General features: G+C 58.3%; 20 protein-coding genes, 1 tRNA gene and 1 other RNA gene. 14 read left to right on the plus strand and 8 right to left on the minus strand.

Annotation, left to right across the window (positions count from 1 at the left end):
* The 5 genes from HA46_RS18930 to HA46_RS18950 form a co-directional block, all read left to right on the plus strand.
* On the plus strand, positions 1-475 hold a 475-nt coding region (locus HA46_RS18930; RefSeq protein ID WP_143807679.1), incomplete at its 5' end, for a glutathione peroxidase.
* Positions 476-1,216, plus strand: a complete 741-nt coding sequence (gene btuD, locus HA46_RS18935; RefSeq protein WP_033789809.1) for a vitamin B12 ABC transporter ATP-binding protein BtuD — start codon at positions 476-478, stop codon at positions 1,214-1,216. It begins immediately after the preceding gene.
* A gap of 71 nt (positions 1,217-1,287) precedes the next feature.
* Entirely contained in the window at positions 1,288-1,749 is a 462-nt protein-coding gene (locus HA46_RS18940; protein WP_033747504.1) for a C40 family peptidase, read from the plus strand.
* A 314-nt stretch (positions 1,750-2,063) separates the two neighbouring features.
* Positions 2,064-2,795: an EAL domain-containing protein gene (locus HA46_RS18945; RefSeq protein WP_084886076.1), complete on the plus strand. Its 732-nt coding sequence runs from the start codon at positions 2,064-2,066 to the stop codon at positions 2,793-2,795.
* Between the two features lie 139 nt (positions 2,796-2,934).
* Positions 2,935-4,371: a protein adenylyltransferase SelO gene (locus tag HA46_RS18950; protein WP_084886078.1), complete on the plus strand. Its 1,437-nt coding sequence runs from the start codon at positions 2,935-2,937 to the stop codon at positions 4,369-4,371.
* A 4-nt stretch (positions 4,372-4,375) separates the two neighbouring features.
* On the opposite strand, the gene HA46_RS18955 is transcribed toward HA46_RS18950, so the two are convergent.
* Together HA46_RS18955 and ppsR are read right to left on the minus strand one after the other, a co-directional pair.
* Positions 4,376-5,422 carry a 3-deoxy-7-phosphoheptulonate synthase gene (locus HA46_RS18955; RefSeq protein ID WP_084886089.1) on the minus strand — a complete coding sequence of 349 codons (1,047 nt, stop codon included), beginning with the start codon at positions 5,420-5,422 and terminating at the stop codon, positions 4,376-4,378.
* Between the two features lie 153 nt (positions 5,423-5,575).
* Entirely contained in the window at positions 5,576-6,403 is an 828-nt protein-coding gene (gene ppsR / locus HA46_RS18960) for a posphoenolpyruvate synthetase regulatory kinase/phosphorylase PpsR (protein WP_033747499.1), read from the minus strand.
* 454 nt (positions 6,404-6,857) lie between these two features.
* Here ppsR and ppsA point away from each other — a divergent pair, with 454 nt between their 5' ends.
* Positions 6,858-9,242, plus strand: coding sequence for a phosphoenolpyruvate synthase (ppsA, locus tag HA46_RS18965; protein ID WP_084886080.1), 2,385 nt, complete (start codon positions 6,858-6,860; stop codon positions 9,240-9,242).
* 59 nt (positions 9,243-9,301) lie between these two features.
* Here the strand turns inward: ppsA and rprA are convergent.
* Together rprA and ydiK are read right to left on the minus strand one after the other, a co-directional pair.
* Positions 9,302-9,410, minus strand: an RNA gene (gene rprA / locus HA46_RS18970) — antisense sRNA RprA.
* A 244-nt stretch (positions 9,411-9,654) separates the two neighbouring features.
* On the minus strand, positions 9,655-10,776 hold the full coding sequence (gene ydiK, locus HA46_RS18975; RefSeq protein ID WP_033789818.1) for an AI-2E family transporter YdiK: 1,122 nt from the start codon (positions 10,774-10,776) through the stop codon (positions 9,655-9,657).
* A 204-nt stretch (positions 10,777-10,980) separates the two neighbouring features.
* Here ydiK and ydiJ point away from each other — a divergent pair, with 204 nt between their 5' ends.
* Positions 10,981-14,034, plus strand: coding sequence for a D-2-hydroxyglutarate dehydrogenase YdiJ (ydiJ, locus tag HA46_RS18980; protein ID WP_084886082.1), 3,054 nt, complete (start codon positions 10,981-10,983; stop codon positions 14,032-14,034).
* Positions 14,035-14,067: 33 nt separating this feature from the next.
* Here the strand turns inward: ydiJ and HA46_RS18985 are convergent, their stop codons facing one another.
* On the minus strand, positions 14,068-14,472 hold the full coding sequence (locus HA46_RS18985; protein WP_084886084.1) for a hypothetical protein: 405 nt from the start codon (positions 14,470-14,472) through the stop codon (positions 14,068-14,070).
* 390 nt (positions 14,473-14,862) lie between these two features.
* On the opposite strand from HA46_RS18985, the gene sufA reads away from it, so the two are divergent.
* The 7 genes from sufA to HA46_RS19020 are packed head-to-tail and all read left to right on the plus strand — an operon-like array spanning position 14,863 to position 21,479.
* A complete protein-coding gene (gene sufA, locus HA46_RS18990; RefSeq protein ID WP_033789823.1) occupies positions 14,863-15,237 on the plus strand; it encodes a Fe-S cluster assembly scaffold SufA in 375 nt (124 codons plus the stop codon).
* Positions 15,238-15,244: 7 nt separating this feature from the next.
* Complete coding sequence (gene sufB / locus HA46_RS18995; protein WP_033747483.1) at positions 15,245-16,738, plus strand: Fe-S cluster assembly protein SufB; 1,494 nt, start codon at positions 15,245-15,247, stop codon at positions 16,736-16,738.
* A gap of 42 nt (positions 16,739-16,780) precedes the next feature.
* Complete coding sequence (sufC, locus tag HA46_RS19000; RefSeq protein ID WP_033789824.1) at positions 16,781-17,527, plus strand: Fe-S cluster assembly ATPase SufC; 747 nt, start codon at positions 16,781-16,783, stop codon at positions 17,525-17,527.
* Positions 17,502-18,779 (plus strand): Fe-S cluster assembly protein SufD, encoded by a 1,278-nt coding sequence (gene sufD / locus HA46_RS19005; RefSeq protein WP_033789825.1) that lies wholly within the window; start codon positions 17,502-17,504, stop codon positions 18,777-18,779. The genes sufC and sufD overlap by 26 nt, the downstream gene beginning before the upstream one ends.
* Positions 18,779-20,002, plus strand: coding sequence for a cysteine desulfurase SufS (sufS, locus tag HA46_RS19010; RefSeq protein WP_084886091.1), 1,224 nt, complete (start codon positions 18,779-18,781; stop codon positions 20,000-20,002). The genes sufD and sufS overlap by 1 nt, the downstream gene beginning before the upstream one ends.
* A gap of 20 nt (positions 20,003-20,022) precedes the next feature.
* Entirely contained in the window at positions 20,023-20,439 is a 417-nt protein-coding gene (gene sufE / locus HA46_RS19015; RefSeq protein ID WP_033789826.1) for a cysteine desulfuration protein SufE, read from the plus strand.
* Between the two features lie 56 nt (positions 20,440-20,495).
* Positions 20,496-21,479: a L,D-transpeptidase family protein gene (locus tag HA46_RS19020; RefSeq protein WP_084886087.1), complete on the plus strand. Its 984-nt coding sequence runs from the start codon at positions 20,496-20,498 to the stop codon at positions 21,477-21,479.
* A gap of 85 nt (positions 21,480-21,564) precedes the next feature.
* Here HA46_RS19020 and HA46_RS19025 read toward each other — a convergent pair whose 3' ends face one another.
* The 3 genes from HA46_RS19025 to HA46_RS19035 form a co-directional block, all read right to left on the minus strand.
* Positions 21,565-21,801 (minus strand): major outer membrane lipoprotein, encoded by a 237-nt coding sequence (locus tag HA46_RS19025; RefSeq protein WP_007374746.1) that lies wholly within the window; start codon positions 21,799-21,801, stop codon positions 21,565-21,567.
* Positions 21,802-22,102: 301 nt separating this feature from the next.
* The gene (gene pykF / locus HA46_RS19030) at positions 22,103-23,515 is read right to left on the minus strand and encodes a pyruvate kinase PykF (protein WP_033789828.1); all 1,413 of its coding nucleotides are present in this window, start codon (positions 23,513-23,515) and stop codon (positions 22,103-22,105) included.
* Positions 23,516-23,858: 343 nt separating this feature from the next.
* Positions 23,859-23,935 (minus strand) — tRNA-Val (locus HA46_RS19035).
* Between the last annotated feature and the right edge of the window lie 79 nt (positions 23,936-24,014).

Below are 24,014 nucleotides of genomic sequence, written 5' to 3' on the forward strand. Positions count from 1 at the left end.
GGTGCTGCTGGTGGTTAACGTGGCGTCGAAGTGCGGCCTTACGCCACAGTACGAGCAGCTGGAGGCGCTACAGCAGCAGTATCAGGCGCAGGGCTTCAGCGTGATCGGTTTTCCCTGCAACCAGTTCCTCGAGCAGGAGCCGGGCAGCAACGACGAGATCAAAACTTTCTGCAGCACCACCTACGGCGTCACCTTTCCCATGCTGGCCAAAGGCGACGTCAACGGCCCGGCGCGCCACCCGCTCTATACGCAGCTGGTAGCGGCGCAGCCGGATGCGGTGCGTCCGGAAGGCAGCGGCTTCTACGAGCGCATGGCGAGCAAAGGCCGCGCGCCGAAATCGCCCGGCGATATCCTGTGGAATTTTGAAAAGTTCCTGATTAACCGCGAGGGCAACGTGGTGCAGCGTTTCGCGCCGGATATGACGCCGGACGACGCCGTTATCCAGCAAAGCATTCAGCAGGCGCTGGCGCAGTAAATGGTTCTGAGCCTTAAGGACGCCGCCGTTCCTGGACGGCTGGCGCCTTGTTCCGCCGAAGTGGGCGCCGGCACGCTGCTGCATTTGGTCGGGCCTAACGGCGCGGGCAAAAGCAGTCTGCTGGCGCTGATGGCCGGCATGCTGCCGGGCGAAGGGGAGATTCAACTGCTGCAGCGCCCGCTGCGCGAATGGCGCGGAGCGGCGCTGGCGCGGGTGCGCGCATGGCTGCCGCAGCAGATAGCGCCCGGCTTTATGCCGGTCTACCACTATCTTCGTCTGCACCTGAGCGACGCGCGGGCAGACGGGGCGCTGATCGGGCTGCTGGAGACGCTGCGGCTTCAGGACAAGCTGGCGCGGCCGCTGACGCAGCTGTCGGGCGGCGAGTGGCAGCGCGTCAGGCTGGCGGCGGCGTTCGCCCAGATCGATCCCGCCCTCAATCCGCAAGGCCGGGTGCTGCTGCTGGACGAACCGATGACCGGGCTGGATATCGCCCAGCAAAACGCCGTGCATACCCTGATCGTCGGGCTGCGGCGCGCCGGTGTCTGCGTTATCGCCAGCAGCCACGATCTTAACCATACGCTGCGCCATGCCGACAGCGTCTGGCTGATGTCGCAGGGCCGCGTGGTAGCGCAGGGCGCGGCCGCATCGATTCTTACGCCCGAGCGCCTCAGCGACCTCTACGCGATTCCGTTCCGCCAGCTGGAGCTGGACGGCCAGCCGCTGCTGACCATACAACCCTGAACGTCGCGTCTTGCCAGGCTGCGTGCCTGACGCTAGAGTGAGGCCGTTGCGATTAAAGGAGATATGCGCAAATGCGGATGGGCGTGATTTTACTGGTGCTGATACTGGCGGGATGCAGCGGCCACCGCGCGCCGCCGGTAAACGGCCGGCTGTCGGATTCCATTATGGTGGTGGCGCAACTCAACGAGCAGCTGGGGCAGTGGCGCGGCACCCCTTATCGCTACGGCGGCATGAGCCGCGGCGGCGTCGACTGTTCAGGGTTTGTCTATCTCACCATGCGCGACAGGTTCGATCTGCAGCTGCCGCGCAGCACGCGGGCGCAGAGCGATATCGGTACGCGCATCAGCAAGGATGAGCTGCAGCCGGGCGATCTGGTCTTTTTTAAAACCGGCCGCGGCGAGAACGGCCTGCACGTCGGCATCTACGACAGCGACAACGCCTTTATTCACGCCTCTACCAGCCAGGGCGTGATTCGCTCTTCGCTCGACAATGTCTACTGGCGCAAAGCCTTCTGGCAGGCGCGGCGTATTTAAGGCAAATTAATCATCGCCCCCAGCAGCGCCCGTCGGAATAGCAGAGAAAATAGCGGCAACAAATGAGGTGTTTTATAACTCTTATTTAAAATGGCACTTTACGCTGCCGGGAAATAATTATATCAATAGGGCAGAGAGTTAATTTTCTGGTAAAGGCTATTATACGCTATCGTTATTTGGCTTAGGGATCTGGCGCAGCGGGCAAAGCGAAATTTAACGGCAAAGATGTCCATCTCTTCCCGCGTTTGGTACTATTGCCTGCCCGATTTCGATGATATACGATGCGCCAGTCGCCACTTAATCTGGCTGTAAAAATGAAAGTTCATTTATCTGCCGACTATCAGTCGGAAATTTGGTTTTATCCTGCCTGCACAATTAGCGGGCAGCTGGCGGCTGTCGAGTTGGTTAACCAGTTCGTCCACGATACTGCGCCTGTCACCCTACCGCAGGACTTGCTGTTGCCGCAGCTCGATGAGACGCAGAGGCTGCGCCTGCTGCAGCGACAAATTGGCTTGCTGGAACAATACCGCGACTTTTTTGATAAACATCATGTCCTGGCATTAATGCGTATTGATGAAAATCTGGCGCGCACGCTGCTGGCGAGTGAATTGCTGATACGTAAAATTAAACAGCTTCCTTTTTTATTGCTCGACCTCAGCGAAACGTTTCCGCAGCTTTTAAACGGAATTAATGACCCTCTTATTTCTGCGCTAAAACAACAGTTCCGTTTATCATTATCCCATTTTGGTGCGGGTAAGTCGTCGACCCACGCAGTCTACGATAATCTGTTCGACTGCATCAAACTGGATAAGCAATTTATTCAGTCGCTGGCGAAACGCGCCTCATTCCAGCCCTTTATTCAGAGTATCGTCGATAACTTTCGCAGCCATACGCAGCTGATGATTATTTGCGGCATCGATGACAGCGCGCTGCTCGATAAAACCGCCACGCTGCAGCATGCCGTGCTGCAGGGCGCGCTTTTCCCGCCGGTAAAGGCTGAGTCGCTGTCGCGGCTGATCGCCAGAGAATGCCGCGCCCCTGACTAAGTCCGCCTGTCGTATTTGATTCCCCGCCACTATACTTGCGGTGTCTCGCGCGGCCGCGTCTGCCGCGGGACGGCCCGATATCCGGTTATTCACAGCGACGGCGGCTCTGGTTTCGCCGGGCTGCCGCTCGGGAGAGTCTATGTTGTTTGATAACAGCTGGCAGCGCGAGCTGCCGGATTTCTATACCGCTCAGGCGCCGACGCCGCTCAAGGGCGGACGCCTGTTTTACCACAATGCGCCACTGGCGCAGACGCTGGGCGTCGATGCGGCGCTTTTCGCCGGCGAAGGCCATGGCGTCTGGCACGGCGCCGCGCTGCTGCCGGGCATGGAGCCGCTGGCGCAGGTTTATAGCGGCCACCAGTTCGGCGTCTGGGCCGGTCAGCTTGGTGACGGGCGCGGCATTCTGTTGGGTGAGCAGCGCCTCGACGCGGGCGGCAAGGTCGACTGGCACCTGAAAGGCGCAGGGCTGACACCTTATTCGCGCATGGGCGACGGGCGCGCGGTGATTCGCTCTACGGTGCGCGAATTTCTCGCCTCGGAAGCGCTGCACCATCTGGGCATTCCCACCACACGCGCGCTCGCTATCGCCATCAGCGACGAGCCGGTCTATCGCGAGTCGCCCGAGCGCGGCGCGACGCTGATGCGCATTGCGGAAAGCCATCTGCGCTTCGGCCATTTCGAACACTTCTTCTACAGCCAGCAGCAGGATAAAGTCGAGCAGCTGGCGGACTATGCGCTGCGCCACCACTGGCCGCATCTGGTCGAGGAAGCGGATAAATACCTTTTGTGGTTTACCGACGTCGTCGAGCGCACGGCGCGCCTGATCGCCCAGTGGCAGAGCGTGGGCTTTGCGCACGGCGTGATGAACACCGATAACATGTCGCTGCTGGGGTTGACCATCGACTACGGCCCGTACGGTTTCCTCGACGACTACCAGCCCGGCTTTATCTGCAACCACAGCGATTATCAGGGGCGCTACAGCTTCGAAAATCAGCCGATGATCGGCCTGTGGAACCTTAACCGGCTGGCGCATGCGCTTTCCGGCCTGCTGAGCGTCGACCAGCTCAAGCAGGCGCTGAGCCGCTATGAGCCGGAGCTGATGCGCGTCTGGGGCGAGCGTATGCGGGCGAAACTGGGCTTTAGCCAGGCCGACGGCGGCGACAACGACCTGCTGGTGGAACTGCTGTCGCTGATGACCCAGGAGCGCAGCGACTACACCCTGACGTTCCGCCTGCTGAGCGAAACGCAGCAGCAGGAAGCGCGCTCGCCGCTGCGCGACGAATTTATGGATCGCGACGCCTTTGACCGCTGGTATCAGCGCTATCGCGCGCGTTTGCTGCAGGAAGGGGTAGACGACGAGGCGCGACAGCGGCAGATGAAAGCCGCTAACCCGGCGCTGGTGCTGCGCAACTATCTGGCGCAGCAGGCGATCGACGAGGCGGAAAAAGGCGAGAGCGGGGCGCTGGCGCGGCTGCATCAGGCGCTGCAGCAGCCTTTCAGCGACGAAACGGCCGCTGAGTATCGTCAGCGGCCGCCGGACTGGGGAAAATCGCTGGAGGTCAGCTGCTCCAGCTAACGGCTCAGAAGCGGCTGTTCACCGCCTCGGCCAGCAGCGACAGCACCGTTTCGCTGTCCTGCCAGCCGAGGCAGGGATCGGTAATCGACTGGCCGTAAACCAGCGGCTCGCCCGCGACCACCTTCTGATTTCCCTCTTCGATAAAGCTTTCGATCATTACGCCCGCGACCGCGCGCGAGCCGGCGCGGATCTGCTGCGCCACCTCGGCCGCCACCTCTTTCTGACGACGATGCTGCTTCAGGCAATTGCCGTGGCTGAAATCGATCACCAGCTGTTCCGGCAGGCTAAACTCGCGCAGGCTGGCGGCCGCGGCGGCCACGTCGTCGGCGTGATAGTTAGGCGCTTTGCCGCCGCGCAGGATCACATGGCCGTGCGGATTGCCGCTGGTCTGGTAGATCGTCATCTGGCCATCTTTATCGGGCGACAAAAACATATGGCTGGCGCGCGAGGCGCGAATCGCGTCCACCGCGATGCGCACGTTGCCGTCGGTGCCGTTCTTGAAACCCACCGGGCAGGAGAGCGCGGAGGCCATCTCGCGGTGGATCTGGCTCTCGGTAGTGCGCGCGCCAATCGCGCCCCAGCTAATTAAATCGGCGATAAACTGGCCGGTGACCATATCGAGAAATTCCGTCGCGGTAGGCAAACCCAGGCGATTGATATCCAGCAGGATCTGACGCGCCAGGCCGATGCCGCGGTTAACGTTGAAGCTGCCGTCCAGATCGGGATCGGAGATCAGGCCTTTCCAGCCCACCACGGTGCGCGGTTTTTCGAAATAGGTGCGCATCACGATTTCCAGCCGGTCGGCGTAGCGCTCGCGCAGCGCATTCAGCCGCTGGGCGTAGTCGAGCGCCGCGCGCGGGTCGTGCAGCGAGCAGGGGCCGATAATCACCAGCAGGCGCGGATCGTCGCCGGTGAGAATGCGGGCGATGCGCTGGCGCGCACGGGTGACATTATCCGCCACGTCGGCGGAGAGAGGGTGTTCAGCGGCTAACGCGGCAGGCGTAATCAGGCTGCCGATGCGTGCAGTACGCAGTTCATCAGTTTTGTTCATGAGCATCTCGAAAGCTATTTCTTCGCAGCGGTGACATACCGGGAAGTGATGATGATCACAATAAATTATTAGCCTGCGAATGCAAGCCTTTAAACTGAAATGATATTTTGCTCGACGGCAGCGGCGCTTTACAAAATCGCCGCCGCCGCTCCCTCAGTACATGCGGCGCGTGAGGCCCATAATGTCGAGAATTTTGGTGGCGATCTCTTCGACCGAATAGTTGGTGCTGTTCAGGTAGCGGATCTGATGGGTGCGAAACAGCGCTTCGACCTCGCCAACTTCCAGCCGACACTGGCGCATGGAGGCGTAGCGGGTATTTTCCGCCCGCTCCTGGCGAATGGCGGCAAGCCGCTCGGGATCGATGGTCAGGCCGAACAGCTTGTTCTGAAACGGGCGCAGGGCGGCGGGCAGCTTTAGGTTATCCATATCGTCGGCGATAAAAGGATAGTTGGCGGCGCGGATGCCGAACTGCATCGCCAGATAGAGGCTGGTCGGCGTTTTGCCGCAGCGCGATACGCCCAGCAGGATCACCTGCGCATCTTCCAGCCCGCGCAGCGAGATGCCGTCGTCGTGCGCCAGGGTATAGTCAATGGCGGCGATGCGCGCGTCGTACTTGCCGAGATTGCTGGCGTCGAGACCGTGGGTGCGGTGCGCCACCGGGGCGGGCGCCATGCCCAGCTCCTCCTGCAACGGCGCCACCAGCGCCTGCACGATATCCTGACAGAAGCCCTCGCTCTGCGTAATGATGTCGCGGACCTCCGGCGTGACGATTGAGAAAAACACCAGCGGGCGCACGCCGCTTTTCTGATAGAGCGCGTTGATCTGCGCCTTCACCGCCTGAGCGCGCTGCACGTTCTCGACAAAGGGCAGCGTCAGGCTATTGAAGCCCACCGGAAACTGCGACAGCACCGCGTGGCCCAGCACCTCGGCGGTAATCGCGGTGCCGTCGGAAATATAGAAAACGCTTCTTTCGCTGCTCATGGCCTTTACCTTATGCGTAGAGAGATAGCGTCAGGTTAGCAGCTTTAATTAGCGCTCAGAACAAAATAAAAAATCCATGTTTAAATTTTGTGAACTTTTCGTTTTTTCTCGCCTGCGGCGGCGAAAACCGACGCCGCTAAATAATGAAATGACGTTTTAACTTCGCTTTACTCGCCATTGCTGTTCGCTGTCGGGAAATAACGCGGCAGGCTGTTGCGCAACAAAAATAGCGGATAAGCTGATGAAAAATAGCGAAAACAAGCAACATCATAGCCTTAGCGAAAAATAGCGCATTTGCGCAACGTGGCGTAATTATCGGAATAATTCCTAAAGTGCTAAATCTTGCGCGCTTTAACGATTCAACACTTAGTCATTAATTGCGCGTTGTGCCAGGCTAATTTTGCGAATAGCTAAATTTTTCATGTGCCCATTCATTCTTAAAAGGATAATCTCGATGTCCATTACAGGCGAACAGCCGTTAGTGCTCTGGTATAACCAGCTTGGCATGCATGATGTCGATCGCGTGGGAGGCAAAAACGCCTCTCTGGGTGAAATGATTACGAATTTGTCGTCGCTGGGCGTTTCCGTGCCCAACGGATATGCGACCACATCTTACGCATTTAATCAGTTCCTCGATCAGAGCGGCCTCAACCAGCGCATTTACGATTTACTGGACAAAACCGATATCGACGATATCGACGAGCTGGCGAAAGCCGGCAAGCAGATCCGTCAGTGGGTCGTGGATACCCCGTTCCAGCCCGAACTGGAAGCGGCTATTCGCGAGGCTTACGAGCAACTCTCCGCAGACGATGCCGAGGCATCGTTCGCCGTACGCTCATCCGCCACGGCGGAAGATATGCCGGATGCGTCCTTCGCCGGACAGCAGGAAACCTTCCTTAACGTGCAGGGCTATGACGCGGTGATCGTCGCCGTGAAGCACGTTTACGCCTCGCTGTTTAACGATCGCGCCATCTCCTATCGCGTGCATCAGGGCTACGACCATCGCGGCGTCGCGCTATCGGCGGGCGTTCAGCGTATGGTGCGCTCCGATCTCGCCTCTTCGGGCGTGATGTTCACCATCGATACCGAATCGGGCTTCGATCAGGTGGTCTTTATCACTTCCGCCTTCGGCCTTGGCGAAATGGTGGTGCAGGGCGCGGTCAATCCCGACGAGTTTTACGTGCACAAGCCGACCCTGGCCGCCGATCGCCCAGCGATCGTGCGCCGCAACATGGGTTCGAAAAAGGTGCGTATGGTCTACGCCGATTCGCAGTCGCACGGCGAGCAGGTGCGCATCGAAGACGTGCCGGAAAGCGAACGCGACCGTTTCTCGCTTACCGATGAGGAAGTGCAGGCCCTGGCGCGTCAGGCGGTGCTGATCGAGCAGCACTACAAGCGTCCGATGGATATTGAATGGGCCAAAGATGGCCACACCGGCAAACTCTTTATCGTGCAGGCGCGACCGGAAACCGTGCGCTCCAATGGCCAGGTGATGGAGCGTTACAACCTGCAGGGCACGGGCAGCGTGGTGGTGGAAGGCCGCGCCATCGGCCATCGCATCGGCGCGGGCGAAGTCAAAGTGATCCACGACATCAGCGAAATGAACCGCATTGAAAAAGGCGACGTGCTGGTCACCGATATGACCGACCCCGACTGGGAGCCGATCATGAAGAAAGCCTCGGCGATCGTCACTAACCGCGGCGGACGCACCTGTCACGCGGCGATTATCGCGCGCGAGTTAGGCATCCCGGCAGTGGTGGGCTGCGGCGACGCTACCGATCGCTTGCAGGATGGCAACAAAGTCACCGTCTCCTGCGCCGAGGGCGACACAGGCTATGTCTATAGCGATCTGATCGATTTCGAAGTCACCAGCTCGCAGGTAGACGAGATGCCGGCGCTGCCGCTGAAGATCATGATGAACGTCGGCAACCCTGACCGCGCATTCGATTTTGCCTGCCTGCCGAACGAAGGCGTCGGCCTGGCGCGCCTGGAGTTCATCATCAATCGCATGATTGGCGTGCACCCGAAAGCGCTGCTGGAGTTTGACCAGCAGACCCCGGAACTGCAGCAGCAGATCCGCGGCATGATGAAAGGCTTCGACAGCCCGGTCGAGTTCTATATCGCGCGCCTGACGGAAGGGATCGCCACGCTCGGCGCCGCCTTCGCGCCGAAGCGGGTGATTGTGCGCCTGTCGGACTTCAAATCGAACGAATACGCTAATCTGGTAGGCGGTGAGCGCTACGAGCCGGAAGAGGAGAACCCGATGCTGGGCTTTCGCGGCGCCGGACGCTATGTGGCGGACAGCTTCCGCGACTGTTTCGCGCTGGAGTGCGAAGCGGTGAAGCGCGTGCGCAACGACATGGGCCTGACCAACGTCGAAATCATGGTGCCCTTTGTGCGCACCGTGGCGCAGGCGCAGGCGGTGGTTGAAGAGCTGGGCCGCCAGGGCCTGAAGCGCGGCGAGAACGGCCTGAAAATCATCATGATGTGCGAAATCCCCTCTAACGCCCTGCTGGCCGAGCAGTTCCTCGAGCATTTCGACGGTTTCTCAATCGGCTCGAACGATATGACGCAGCTGGCGCTGGGGCTGGATCGCGATTCAGGCGTGGTGTCGGCGCTGTTCGACGAGCGCAACGAGGCGGTGAAAGCGCTGCTGTCGATGGCGATTCAGGCGGCGAAAAAGCAGGGCAAATATGTCGGCATCTGCGGCCAGGGGCCGTCCGATCATCAGGACTTTGCGGCCTGGCTAATGGAGGAGGGTATCGACAGCCTGTCGCTCAATCCAGACACCGTGGTAGAAACCTGGCTCTCGCTGGCTGAATTAAGCAAAAGAGCATGATTATGTAGGTAAATTGTCGCTAAAAGGTCAGCTTTGCTGGCCTTTTTACTTTCTTCAGGCCAAAAAAAAGCCCATCACAGGGGATGGGCAAAGACTACACACAGCAATTCTTCACTTTACTCAGGGGAAAAAGGTTGTTTAAAAATCAGTAGGTTGATTTCAAACTTAGGAATCATGTTATTCATCGCGCGGTTCTGAGTCTTTAAGAATCCTCTTATTAGTTTAAAGCCAGTAAACTTTTATCACCTGTTTAGCCGCAATATCGGGGTAAACCAGTGCGAAAAATAAACTATTCGCCGCTGATATGCGGCCTCATGGCCGAAAACTGCGTTTTTTCTTAAAAACCGCTAATGAAAAAAAATATTAACGTCACGCAAATGAGTCAGGGCGGTTAACCGCCCTGAGCCCGGTTTCAGGAAGGCAGATGTTCTTCGTCGTGGTCGGACAGAATGTCGACCACGCTGGCGAGATCGCCTTCTGGCGGCGGCGGGGCCTCATGCATCCAGACGGAGACCAGTCGGTAAGAGACCGCCAGCACAACGGGACCGATAAACAGACCAATCAGGCCGAAGGCGACCAGCCCGCCGATAACGCCAGAGAGGATCAGGATCATCGGCAAATCGGCGCCCATGCGGATCAGCATCGGGCGCAGCACGTTGTCCAGCGTGCCGACCACGCAGCTCCAGATCAGCAACACCGTTCCCCAGGTGGTGTCGCCGCTCCAGTAGAGCCAGATAATGGCGGGCACCAGCACGATAAGCGGCCCAATCTGCACCAGACAGCAGAGGATCATCAGGACGGTCAGCAGCGTGGCGTAGGGGATGCCGGAAAGCGCCAGACCAATGCCGCCCAGCACGCCCTGCACCAGCGCGGTCACCACCACGCCGAGCGCCACGGCGCGGATCGCCTGACCAGCCAGCAGCACCGTGGCGTCGCCGCGACGGCCCGCCATGCGAAAGGCGAAATGGCGGATGCCCTGTGCCGCCTGTTCGCCGCGCCAGAACAGCAGGGCGCTGAACAGCAGCATCACGCCGAGATGAATCATCAGCCGACCGAAGTGGCCCGCCTGGGCGACAAAGAAGCCGGTGGTGCGACCCACGTAAGGCTGCAGTTTCGCCATAATGGCGGAGCCGCCGCCCGCCACCAGTTTATGGTAGCTGGAGAAGAGTTTCTCGCCGATGGCCGGAATATCATTCAGCCACAGCAGCGATGGCATCTCCATATGACCCTGCGTCGCCCAGGCGATAACGGGCGCGCTATTGTCGATGAGGCTGTTGACCAGCAGCGCGATGGGAATGATAAACAGCAGCAACAGCAGCAGAGTCATGACAATCACCGCCAGCGAACGCCGGTTCCACAGCAGGCGCTGCACGCGGAGCATCAGCGGCCAGGTGGCGATTACCACCATGCTCGCCCAGGCGAAACCCAGTATAAAAGGCTGCACTATCCAGATGCAGGCGACGATCATCAGCAGGATAAAGAGCAGCGTAAAGAGCCTCTGCGGCATATCCGTGGTGCGGTGCAGGTTTTTCATAAGGAACAACGACCTCAAATAATCCTTCATTGGGGGCAATCAGGCCCGAGTTAATGATGAGCTATTTTGGCCCCTTTAAACAGAGGCGAAAGAAGCGGTTTTTCCCTGTCCTGAAAAAACAGCGGGCGTGAAAAAAATGTGTTAAAACGGAACGTTCAGACAAAACAAGCAACGCAAACGTTTACAACATCTGGTCTCCCAATAATGATCCCACAGATTTCTCAGGCGCCCGGCCTCGTTCAACGGGTGCTGACATTCCTCGACGCGCTAAAGGCGCAGGGCTTCACTGGCGATACCGCCACCAGCTACGCCGACCGTCTGTTGATGTCCACCGACAACAGCATCTATCAGCTGCTGCCGGACGCGGTGCTCTTTCCGCGCTCCACCGCCGACGTCGCGCTGATTGCGCGCCTGGCGGGCGAGACGCGCTTTAACGAGCTGATTTTCACGCCGCGCGGCGGCGGAACCGGCACCAACGGCCAGTCGCTGAATCAGGGCATCGTGGTGGACATGTCGCGCCATATGAACCGCATCCTGGAGATTAATCTTGAGCAGGGCTGGGTGCGCGTCGAGGCGGGCGTGGTCAAGGATCAGCTTAACGCCTGGCTTAAGCCCTACGGCTTTTTCTTCTCGCCGGAGCTCTCCACCAGCAACCGCGCGACGCTAGGCGGGATGATCAATACCGACGCCTCGGGCCAGGGCTCGCTGGTCTACGGTAAAACCTCCGATCATGTGCTGGGGCTGCGCGCGGTGCTGCTCGGCGGCGATATTCTCGATACCCGGCCGATGGCCGCCGCGCTGGCGGAGACGCTGGCGCAGACCGCGACGCCGGAAGGGCGCATCTATCAGCAGGTGCTGACGCGATGCCGCGAGCAGCGCGCGCTGATCCTGGAAAAATTTCCGAAGCTGAACCGCTTCCTCACCGGCTACGATTTGCGTCACGTCTTCAGCGACGATATGCAGACCTTCGATTTGACCCGCCTGCTGTGCGGTGCGGAGGGGACGCTGGCCTTTATCACCGAAGCGCGGCTCGACATTACGCCCATCCCCAAAGTGCGCAGGCTGGTGAACATCAAATATGACTCTTTCGACTCTGCGCTGCGCAACGCGCCCTTTATGGTCGAGGCGAAGGCGCTGTCGGTAGAAACGGTAGATTCCAAAGTCCTTAACCTGGCGCGGGAAGATATCGTCTGGCACTCGGTGCGCGAGCTGATTACCGACGTGCCGGACAAAGAGATGCTCGGCCTCAATATCGTCGAATTCGCCGGGGACGACGGCGCGCTAATCGAGCAGCAGGTCGCTTCGCTCTGCGCGCGGCTGGAGAGCCTGATGGCGCAGCGACAGGGCGGCGTGATCGGCTATCAGCTCTGCGAGGATCTCGACGGCATCGAGCGCATCTACAACATGCGGAAAAAAGCGGTAGGCCTGCTGGGCAACGCCAAAGGGCGCGCCAAGCCGATCCCCTTTGTCGAGGATACCGCCGTGCCGCCGGAGCACCTTGCCGACTATATCGTCGAGTTTCGCGCGCTGCTCGACAGCCACGGCCTGAGCTACGGCATGTTCGGCCATGTCGACGCGGGCGTGCTGCACGTGCGTCCGGCGCTGGACATGTGCGATCCGCAGCAGGAGATGCTGATGAAAACCCTGTCGGATGAGGTGGTGGCGCTGACCGCGCGCTACGGCGGGCTGCTCTGGGGCGAACACGGCAAAGGATTCCGCGCGCAGTACAGCCCGGCGTTCTTCGGCGAAACGCTGTTTAACGAGCTGCGCCGCATCAAGGCGGCGTTCGATCCCGATAACCGGATGAATCCCGGCAAGATCTGTACTCCCATCGACAGCAACGAGCCGATGATGCAGGTCGACGCGACGAAGCGCGGCAGCTATGACCGCCAAATCCCGCTGACGGTGCGCGGCGAGTGGCGCGGCGCGATGGAGTGCAACGGCAACGGGCTCTGCTTCAATTTCGATGCGCGCAGCCCGATGTGTCCCTCCATGAAAATTACCCGCAACCGCATCCATTCGCCGAAAGGTCGCGCCACCCTGACGCGCGAATGGCTGCGCCTGCTGGCGGAGCAGGGCGTCGATCCTCAGCAGCTTGAAAAGCAGCTGCCGGAAAACAGCCTGTCGCTGCGCGCCCTGATCGGCCGCGTGCGCAACAGCTGGCACGCCAGCAAGGGCGAATATGACTTCTCCCATGAGGTGCATGAGGCGATGTCGGGCTGTCTCGCCTGTAAAGCCTGCTCGACCCAGTGCCCGATCAAAATCGACGTGCCCGATTTTCGCGCCCGCTTTTTGCAGCTCTACCATACGCGCTACCTGCGCCCGGTAAGCGACCATCTGGTGGCGGCGGTCGAGAGCTACGCGCCGCTGATGGCGAAAGCGCCGAAGGCGTTCAACTTCTTTCTGCGTCAGCCCTGGATGCGCGAGCTAAGCAAAACCCATATCGGCATGGTCGATCTGCCGCTGCTGTCGTCGCCTTCGCTAAAGCAGGAGCTGAGCGGCCATCCGGCGATGGGCATGACGCTGGAGAAACTCGAGGCGCTGAGCCCGGCGCAGCGCGCCGAAACGGTGCTGGTGGTGCAGGATCCCTTTACCAGCTTCTATGAGGCGCAGCTGATCGCCGACTTCATTCGCCTGATCGAAAAGCTGGGCCTGCGGCCGGTGCTGCTGCCCTTTATGCCGAACGGCAAGGCGCAGCACGTTAAAGGCTTTCTGCAGCGCTTTGCGCGCACCGCCGGCAAAACCGCTGACTTTCTTAATCGGGTGGCGAAGCTCGGCATGCCGATGGTCGGCGTCGATCCGGCGACGGTGCTCTGCTATCGCGATGAATATAAGCAGACGCTCGGCGACAAGCGCGGCGACTTTCACGTTCAGCTGGTGCATGAGTGGCTGCGCGAGGTGGTCAGCGCGCGTGAAGCCGTGCCAGGCAGCGGCGAAAGCTGGTACCTGTTTGCGCACTGCACCGAAGTGACGGCGTTGCCCAACACGCCGAACCAGTGGCAGGAGATTTTTGCGCGCTTCGGCGCGCGGCTGGAGAATATAAATGTCGGCTGCTGCGGCATGGCGGGCACCTACGGCCATGAGAGCAAGAATCTCGACAACTCGCTGGGGATTTATGGGCTGTCGTGGCATCCGCAGCTGCAGAAACTGCCACGCCAGCGCTGCCTGGCGACCGGCTTTTCCTGCCGCAGCCAGGTTAAGAGACTGGAAGGCAACGGCATGCGGCATCCGCTGCAGGCGCTGCTGGCGTTAGTGTAACGAAATTGTGCGCGACGTCACGACGCGGCTGGATTAGAATATCCAGCCCGCGTGACGCACGAAGTCGCTCTGCAGCGCGGTGGCTTTGTCCCACTCTCCGACCAGCGCCAGCTGATGGCACAGGCGAGTAAGGGAGAGGCGCGCCAGTTGCCAGGCCTGGATGCGGAACAGCCTGTCGCGCTCGCTGTTGCCCATCTCCTGCACCAGCCGGTGGTGAAGTTTGCCCATGGCGTGCAGATAACTTTGATCGTCTCCGTTGATCTGGCAGATTTCGGCCATATCCAGACAGGTGTCGTTGAACTGGCGCAGCTGATGAATCGAACAGTCGGCCCGGTTAAGCTTTGCCTCTGCCAGATAGAAATCAACGGTGATATCGCGTACGGAAAACTTGTAGTCGTCGATTTTGCACTGCAGCCAGGCAGAGACGGAGAGCGTCATGGCGCCACCTCGAAGATTGAATGATAATAATTATCATATTCAACTGGGTGTGGATTGCAATTGCGCAGCGCGAAAATTTTCACGATTTACTTAGCCTGTTAATAAAATCGGCAAGAACAATTTCTGCGCGCCTGATAAAGGCGTAACCTATCAATAAGAAATTATTAATAACTAGCTGAAAAAAATTTTACGTATTTTTAACAGGTTAGGCTGCTGATTTTGGCGCGCGCGCTCTCGCCGCAAAGGTCTGCGAAGCAGCTATGCTTAATAAAGCAGCGATTAAAAAGAGCACAAGATGATTATCCCTGCAAAACAAGAGGTTGAAGTGATCGCCCAGATCCTTACCATAGGGGGATAGCCTGAAAAGGTCCGGACTTACGAGGTAACAACATGGCATCTGTAAATGCAGCAACGTTCTCTCCTGATGATTTCGTCTGGAAAGGGGTCACGCTGACTGATTCCGCCGCAAAGCAAATTCTTAGCCTGGTGGCGCAAGATCCTGAAGTAAAAGGTCTGCATCTCGGCGTGAAACAATCCGGCTGTGCCGGTTTCGGTTACGTCATGGATTTGGTGAAAGAGCCTGCCGACGACGATCTGCAGTTTACCCATAACGGCGCAACGCTCTACGTGCCGCTTCAGGCAATGCCGTTTATCGACGGTACGGAAGTGGATTATGTCCGCGAAGGCCTGAATCAGATTTTTAAATTCAATAACCCTAAAGCTCAACACGCCTGCGGGTGCGGTGAAAGCTTTGGCGTCGAGTAAGTGAAATATGTCACGACACAGCGAAACATCTGACGATGTACAAATGTGGGAAGGCAAGCTCAACTACAAAGAGGGCTTCTTTACCCAGTTGCAAACCGACGAAATGGCGCACGGCATCAACGAAGATGTGGTGCGCGCGATCTCGGCTAAACGTAACGAGCCAGAGTGGATGCTGGAGTTTCGTCTTAAAGCCTTTCGCGCCTGGCTCGAAATGGAAGAGCCGCACTGGCTGAAAGCGCATTACGACAAACTGGATTATCAGGATTACAGCTATTATTCGGCGCCGTCATGCGGTAACTGCGACGACAGCTGCGCCTCCGAACCGGGCGCGCTGCAGTCTTCGGGCATCGAAGAGACCAACACCTACCTGACGCAGGAAGTTGAGAAGGCGTTCGATCAGCTGGGCGTGCCGGTGCGCGAAGGCCGTGAAGTGGCGGTCGATGCGATTTTCGACTCCGTTTCCGTTGCCACCACCTATCGCGGCAAGCTGGCGGAGCAGGGCATCATTTTTTGCTCGTTCGGCGAAGCGATTCAGGAACACCCAGAGCTGGTGCAGAAGTATCTCGGCACCGTGGTGCCGGCTAACGACAACTTCTTTGCGGCGCTGAACTCCGCGGTCGCCTCCGACGGCACCTTCGTTTATATCCCGAAAGGGGTACGCTGCCCAATGGAGCTGTCGACCTATTTTCGCATCAACGCGGCGAAAACCGGTCAGTTCGAACGTACCATCCTGATTGCCGACGAAGACAGCTACGTCAGCTACATCGAAGGCTGTTCCGCGCCGGTGCGCGACACCTATCAGCTGCACGCGGCGGTGGTGGAAGTCATTATTCATAAAAATGCGGAAGTGAAGTACTCCACCGTGCAGAACTGGTTCCCGGGCGGCGAAGGCGAAGGCGGCATTCTGAACTTCGTCACCAAGCGCGCGCTGTGCGAAGGCGAGAACAGCAAAATGTCCTGGACGCAGTCCGAGACCGGCTCCGCCATTACCTGGAAATACCCGAGCTGTATCCTGCGCGGCGATAACTCCATCGGCGAGTTCTACTCGGTGGCGCTGACCAGCGGCCGTCAGCAGGCGGATACCGGCACCAAGATGATCCACATTGGTAAAAACACCAAATCGACCATCATCTCCAAAGGTATCTCTGCCGGCAAGAGCCAGAATACCTATCGCGGCCTGGTGAAAATCATGCCGACCGCGACCAACGCGCGTAACTTTACCCAGTGCGACTCGATGCTGATCGGCCCCGATTGCGGCGCGCATACCTTCCCGTATGTCGAGACCCGCAACAACACCGCTCAGCTGGAGCATGAGGCGACCACCTCGCGCATCGGCGAAGATCAGCTGTTCTACTGCCTCCAGCGCGGTATCAGCGAAGAAGATGCGATCTCCATGATCGTCAACGGCTTCTGTAAAGACGTTTTCTCTGAGCTGCCACTGGAATTCGCCGTGGAAGCGCAAAAACTGTTAGCCATCAGCCTTGAGCACAGTGTGGGCTGATGCCGTCACACGCGTTGCCGGAAGCAATGTGAAGGAATAAGTATGTTAAGCATTAAAGATTTACAGGTTAGCGTTGAAGACAAAGAGATTCTGCGCGGTCTTAACCTCGAAGTGAAACCGGGCGAAGTGCACGCCATTATGGGCCCGAACGGCTCAGGCAAAAGCACGCTCTCTGCAACGCTGGCTGGCCGTGAAGATTACGAAATCACCGGCGGTTCCGTGAGCTTCAAAGGCAAAGATCTGCTGGAGCTCGACCCGGAAGACCGCGCGGGCGAAGGCATCTTTATGGCGTTTCAGTATCCGGTCGAAATCCCGGGCGTCAGCAACCAGTTCTTCCTGCAGACCGCAGTCAACGCGGTGCGTAAATATCGCGGCAAAGAAGAGCTGGATCGATTCGACTTCCAGGACTTTATCGAAGACAAGATACACCTGCTGAAGATGCCCGAAGACCTGCTGACCCGTTCGGTCAACGTCGGCTTCTCGGGTGGCGAAAAGAAACGCAACGACATCCTGCAGATGGCGGCGCTGGAGCCGGAGCTGTGCATCCTTGATGAAACCGATTCCGGTCTGGATATCGATGCGCTGAAGATCGTCGCGGAAGGCGTCAACAGCCTGCGTGACGAAAAGCGCGCCTTTATCATCGTGACCCACTATCAGCGTATTCTGGACTACATCAAGCCAGACTTCGTGCACGTGCTGTACAAAGGTAAGATCGTCAAATCGGGCGACTTTACGCTGGTGAAACAGCTGGAGGAGCAAGGCTATGGCTGGCTTACCGACGAAGAGTGATAACGCCCTGCAGCAGTGGCACCATCTGTTTGAATCGCGCGGCGAGTTTCGCTCGCTGCAGGCTCAGCAGCACTGGCAACAGCTGATGCGCGTCGGGCTGCCGACGCGTAAGCATGAAAACTGGAAATACACCGCGCTGGATGGGCTTCTGGCCCACCAGTTCGCGCTGCCGCAGGCGAAAAGCCTGAGCCAGGCGCAGGTCGACGCGCTGGCGCTGCCGCTGGACGCGATCCGTCTGGTGTTCGTTGACGGTCAGTTTCAGCCGTCGCTGAGCGCGGCCGATACCGAACTCTTCGCCGTTCAGCATAGCCGCGCCGCCGAGCGCCGGCCGCTGCCGGCACCGGTGCAGCCGGAAGTGTTTCTGCATCTGACCGAAAGCCTGGCGGAAGAGGTCACCTCGATTCGCCTGGCGCGCGGCAAGGCGGCGGCACGCCCGCTCTATCTGCTGCATATCACCAGCGGCCAGGCTGATGCGCTCAACACCGTGCATCATCGCCACCATTTCGAGCTGGAAGAGAGCGCGCAGGCGCAGGTTATTGAGCATTACGTCACCCTGGACGGGGCGCAGCACTTTACCGGCGCGCGCTTTACCTTCGCGGTCGGCGACAATGCCCAGCTGAAACATATCAAGCTGGCGTTTGAAGAGAGCAGCAGCTACCACTTCGCCCATAACGATATCGTTATCGGCCGCGATGCGCAGGTGAGCAGCACCAGCTTCCTGCTGGGCGCGGGCCTCTCTCGTCACAACACCAGCGTGCAGCTCAACGGCGAAAACACCCAGCTGTCGCTGAACAGCCTGGTGCTGCCGATGAATTCGGAAGTGGCGGATACCCGCAGCTATCTGGAGCATAACAAAGGCTACTGCCTGAGCCGTCAGCTGCATAAAACCATCTCGCGCGACAAAGGCCGCGCGGTGTTTAACGGCCACATCAAAGTGGCGCAGCACGCGCTGAAAACCGACGGGCAGATGACCAACAACAATCTGTTGCTGGGTCGTCTGGCGGAAGTGGACACCAAGCCGCAGCTGGAAATCTACGCTGACGACGTGAAGTGCAGCCACGGCGCGACCATCGGCCGCATTGATGATGAGCAGATGTTCTACCTGCGCTCGCGCGGCATCGCAGAAGACGCGGCGCAGCAGATGATTATTCACGCTTTTGCGGCCGAGCTGACCGAAGCGCTGGATGATGAGACGCTGCGTCAGGCGGTTCTGCAACGCATCGCGGCGCGTTTCCCTGGAGATGCCTCATGATGAACTTCGATCTCGAACGTATCAGGGCCGACTTCCCGATCCTGAAGCGTGAGGTCAACGGTCATCCGCTGGCCTACCTTGACAGCGCGGCCAGCGCCCAGCGTCCGCTGGCGGTGATTAACGCCGAAAGCCATTTTTACCAGTATGGCTATGCGGCGGTGCACCGCGGCATTCACAGCCTGAGCGCGCAGGCCACTACCGATATGGAAAACGTTCGCCTGCAGGCGGCGCGTTTTCTTAACGCCTCTTCGCCGGAAGAGATCGTGTTTGTCAAAGGCACCACCGAGGGGATCAACCTGGTGGCGAACTGCTGGGGCGCAAGCCAGCTGCAGGCCGGCGATAACCTGATCATCACCGAGATGGAGCACCACGCCAATATCGTGCCGTGGCAGATGGTGGCGCAGCGCACCGGCGCAGAGATCCGCGTGCTGCCGCTGAACAGCAGCGGCGAGCTGGCGATCGACGCCCTGGCGGGGCTGATTGACAGCCGTACGCGCCTGCTGGCGGTGACGCACGTCTCCAACGTGCTCGGCACCGTTAACCCGGTTAAGGCGCTGGTAGCGCAGGCGAAAGCTGCCGGGCTGGTGACGCTGGTGGACGGCGCGCAGGCGGTAATGCATGGCAAGGTCGACGTGCAGCAGATCGACTGCGATTTTTACGTCTTCTCCAGCCACAAAATTTACGGCCCTAACGGCGTCGGCATTCTCTACGGTCGCAAAGCGCTGCTCGACGAGATGCCGCCCTGGGAAGGCGGCGGCTCGATGATCGACCAGGTAGTGCTGCCTGTCGGCACCACCTGGAACAAAGCGCCCTGGCGTTTCGAAGCGGGCACGCCTAATACCGGCGGCATTATCGGCTTCGGCGCGGCGCTGCGCTATGTAGAAGAGATCGGCCTTGAGGCGATTCAGCAGCGTGAACAGGCGCTGATGCGCTACGCGCTCGACAAGCTCGCCTCTGTGCCCGATCTGGTGATTTACGGCCCGCAGGATCGCGCAGGCGTCATCGCTTTTAATCTGGGCAAGCATCACGCCTACGACGTCGGCAGCTTCCTTGATCAATACGGTATCGCTATCCGCACCGGCCACCACTGCGCAATGCCGCTGATGCGCCATTTCGCCGTGCCGGCCATGTGCCGCGCCTCGTTCGCCTTCTACAACAGCGAAGAAGAGGCCGATCGTCTGGCGGCGGGCTTGACCCGTATTCATCGTTTGCTGGGCGGTTGAGCAGAGTTCAGGAGTCAGTCATGGCCACGTTGCCAGATAAAGAGAAACTGGTGCGCAACTTTAACCGTTGCGCCAACTGGGAAGAGAAGTACCTCTACATCATCGAGCTGGGCGCAAAACTTCCAGAATCATCTGAAAGCCTGCATCAGCCGGAAAACGTTATCTCCGGCTGTCAGAGCCAGGTCTGGATTAAGATGACGCCGCAGAGCGACGGCACCCTGGCGTTTGAAGGGGACAGCGACGCCGCTATTGTTAAGGGGTTGATTGCAGTAGTATTTAGCCTGTATCAAAACCTGACGGCAGCTGATATCGTCGCGCTGGACGTGCGGCACTGGTTCGCCGAGCTGGCGTTAACCCAGCATCTGACGCCGTCGCGTTCGCAGGGCCTTGAAGCGATGATTCGGGCAATTCGCCATAACGCTCAAAATCTCCTCTGAGTTAAACTAGCAGACGCCAAAAGGCGTCTGTTTTTTTATCTGAAAGAGAAGATTGCATGAAATCAGCCTTACGTTTCGCCGGTGCGCTGCTGCTAAGCGTTGGACTTGCCGCGCCGGCTTTCTCCACGGAATACCCGCTTCCTGCCGGCGACAGCCGCCTTATCGGCGAAAATCAGTTAACCACGGTTCCCGACGACAAACGTCCTCTTGAAGCTATTGCGGCGAAATACCAGATTGGGCTGCTGAGCATGCTGGAGGCCAATCCGGGCACCGATCCCTGGCTGCCCAAGGCGGGCACGCAGTTAGTGGTGCCGCAGCAGATGTTGCTGCCGGATACGCCGCGCGAGGGAATAGTGGTTAACCTGGCCGAGCTGCGCCTCTATTATTACCCCAAAGACGAAGACAAGGTCATCGTCTATCCCATCGGCATCGGCCAGCTCGGCGCCGCGACGCCGGTGATGGTGACCAGCATCAGCCAGAAGATACCCAATCCGACCTGGACGCCAACCGTCAATATCCGCAAGCGCTACGCTAAAGATGGCATTACGCTGCCGGCGGTAGTGCCTGCCGGTCCGGAAAACCCGATGGGGCTGTTTGCGCTGCGTCTGGCACGCGGCAGCGGCAACTATCTGATCCACGGCACCAACGCCGATTTCGGCATCGGCATGCGCGTCAGCTCCGGTTGCATACGCCTGCGTCCGCAGGATATCGAAGCGCTGTTCAACAGCGTGCCGAAGGGGACGCGGGTGCAGGTGATTAACCAGCCGGTAAAATATGCCGTCGAGCCAGACGGAAAGCGCTATGTTGAAGTGCATCAGCCGCTATCGCACAGCGATAAAGACGATCCGCAGACGATGCCGATAGCGCTCAGCCCGGCGCTGAAGAAGTTTATCAAGAGTCCGCAGAGCGACAGCGCGCTGATCAAAGCGGCGCTGGAGCGTCGTTCCGGCATGCCGGTACTGGTATCAAGCGGGGAGGCGGTGACAGAGCCGTCTGAGGCGGCGTCAGAACAGGCGCAGAGCGGGCAGACCACACCCTGAACCCGACAATCGCCGCCGTTACTGGCGGCGAAACACAGGCAAAAAAAATGGCGCCACATGGGCGCCATTTTTAATACCAGAACTCTTACTTACGGTAAGAGTGAGCCTGGTTGTCCAGACGCTGGTTAGCACGAGCTGCGTCATCTTTAGCAGCCTGCACGTCAGAACGGATTGCGTTCACGTCGTTGCTCAGCTGGTCAACTTTAGCGTTCAGAGTCTGAACGTCTGAAGACAGCTGGTCGATTTTAGCGTTGCTTGAGCAACCAGCCAGCAGAGTTGAACCCAGGATTACCGCGCCCAGTACCAGTTTAGTACGATTCATTATTTATACCCTCTAGATTGAGTTAATCTCCATGTAGCGTTACAAGTATTACACAAAGCTTTTTAAGTTGAGAATAAATTTTTGATGAGAAGATGCTTAAACTTGATCGTTCGCTCAAAGAAGCAGCGCCTTGCCGCATATGATAAAAATATTTAGCGAAAACAGAGAGATTTAATCGGATTAACCTTAATTCTGGAGGATATTGAATAGTTATTATCGATTGGAAATTTCCCGATTTTGTATTAGTGATGGAATAAAAAAAGCGCCCCTAAAGGCGCTTTTAAATAAATGCTCAAACGAATTAAATGACGTGTACTGAGGCCGTATTTGTGGTACCGCTTGGTACTAATGCGCCCGATACCATCACAACCACGTCGCCTTTTTGCGCGTAGCCGCTTTCCAGCGCCGCTTCTTTACCGATGCGATAGAAATCATCGGTAGAGGCGATCTCGTTTACCAGGCGCGTTTCGATGCCTTTGCTCAGGATCAGCTGGCGCGCGGTGGTCTCATTGGTGGTCAGCGCGAGGATAGTGGCGTCCGGGAAGTATTTGCGCACCGATTTAGCGGATTTGCCGCCTTCGGTGGCGACCACGATCAGCGGTGCTTCCAGTTTCTCGGCGGTTTCCACCGCGCCGCGGCAGACCGCTTCGGTGATGCGCAGCTTACGGGAGTCTTCCAGCGCGTCGATGCGCGACTTCATCACGCGGTCGGTACGCTCGCAGATGGTGGCCATGATGGTCACTGACTCCAGCGGGTATTTGCCCTTGGCGCTCTCGCCGGAGAGCATAACCGCATCGGTGCCGTCGAGGATGGCGTTGGCCACGTCGCCCGCTTCCGCGCGAGTAGGGCGCGGGTTCTTGATCATGGAGTCGAGCATCTGGGTTGCGGTGATGACGACCTTGCGCGCCTTGTTACACTTCTTGATCATCATCTTCTGCGCGAAGATCACTTCTTCTACCGGGATCTCTACACCCAGGTCGCCGCGCGCCACCATGATGCCGTCAGAGGCGTCGAGGATTTCGTCGAAGTTGTTCAGGCCTTCCTGGTTTTCGATCTTGGAGATGATCTGAATATGTTCGCCGCCGTGGGCTTTCAGATGCTCACGGATCTCCAGCACGTCGGAGCGTTTGCGAATAAAAGAGGCCGCTACGAAGTCGACGCCTTGCTCGCAGCCGAAAATCAGGTCGCGCTTGTCTTTTTCCGCCAGCGCAGGCAGCTGGATAGAGACGCCCGGCAGGTTAACGCCTTTGTTCTCGCCGAGGTCGCCGTTGTTCAGCACGGTACACACCACGGTGTTTTCCGTCACTTCTTTTACTTCCATGCCGATCAAACCATCGTCTACCAGTACGGTGTTGCCGATTTTCAGATCTTCAGTGAAGCCGGCGTAGGTGACGGCGACGCGCTCGCTGTTGCCGATCACGCTCTGGTCGGTGGTAAAGGTAAAGGTCTGTCCCGCCTTCAGGGAAACGTCATTACCGCCTTCCAGTTTCATGGTGCGGATTTCCGGACCTTTAGTATCGAGCAGAATAGCGGCCTGACGGCCGGTTTTCTGCATCACCGCGCGCATGTTGGCGATGCGCTGACCGTGCTCGGCGTAATCGCCATGCGAGAAGTTAAGGCGCATAACGTTCATGCCGGCTTCAAGCAGCTGGGTCAGCATCTCTTCAGATTCGGTTTTCGGGCCGATAGTACAAACGATCTTGGTCTTTTTCATGACAGGTTATCTGTAAGTTGTGATGGATGATAAAGGTTGGGATTCGATGACAACGCATCGAAATGAGAATTCTGGTTGATAACGAAACGGACAGTACAACGTAAGAATAGGTGACGCAGGCTGAGCGTGCAGGGAAGTTGTGCGGTTACGTCTGGAAACCGACAATAGCGTGTTGCGCAAAGAGTGTGAGTTATCGCCATAGGCACGCCGCGCTGAAACCTTTCAAGTGGAACAACGCCGGATATTATAGACGCTAAGTGTCCGAAAACCAATTAAAAAGCGGAGAAGGAAACGACGGAGATCAATAAAAACGATGTTGCGCAAGGGAGGAAAACAGCAAGATTGGTGCGCTCTAATGGACTCGAACCATCGACCCCCACCATGTCAAGGTGGTGCTCTAACCAACTGAGCTAAGAGCGCATTCAGAAATTTGGTGCGTCCGAGTGGACTCGAACCACCGACCCCCACCATGTCAAGGTGGTGCTACTAACCAACTGAG

It is taken from the genome of Pantoea septica (assembly GCF_002095575.1).
In the GTDB taxonomy this organism is placed as follows: Bacteria; Pseudomonadota; Gammaproteobacteria; order Enterobacterales; family Enterobacteriaceae; genus Pantoea; species Pantoea septica.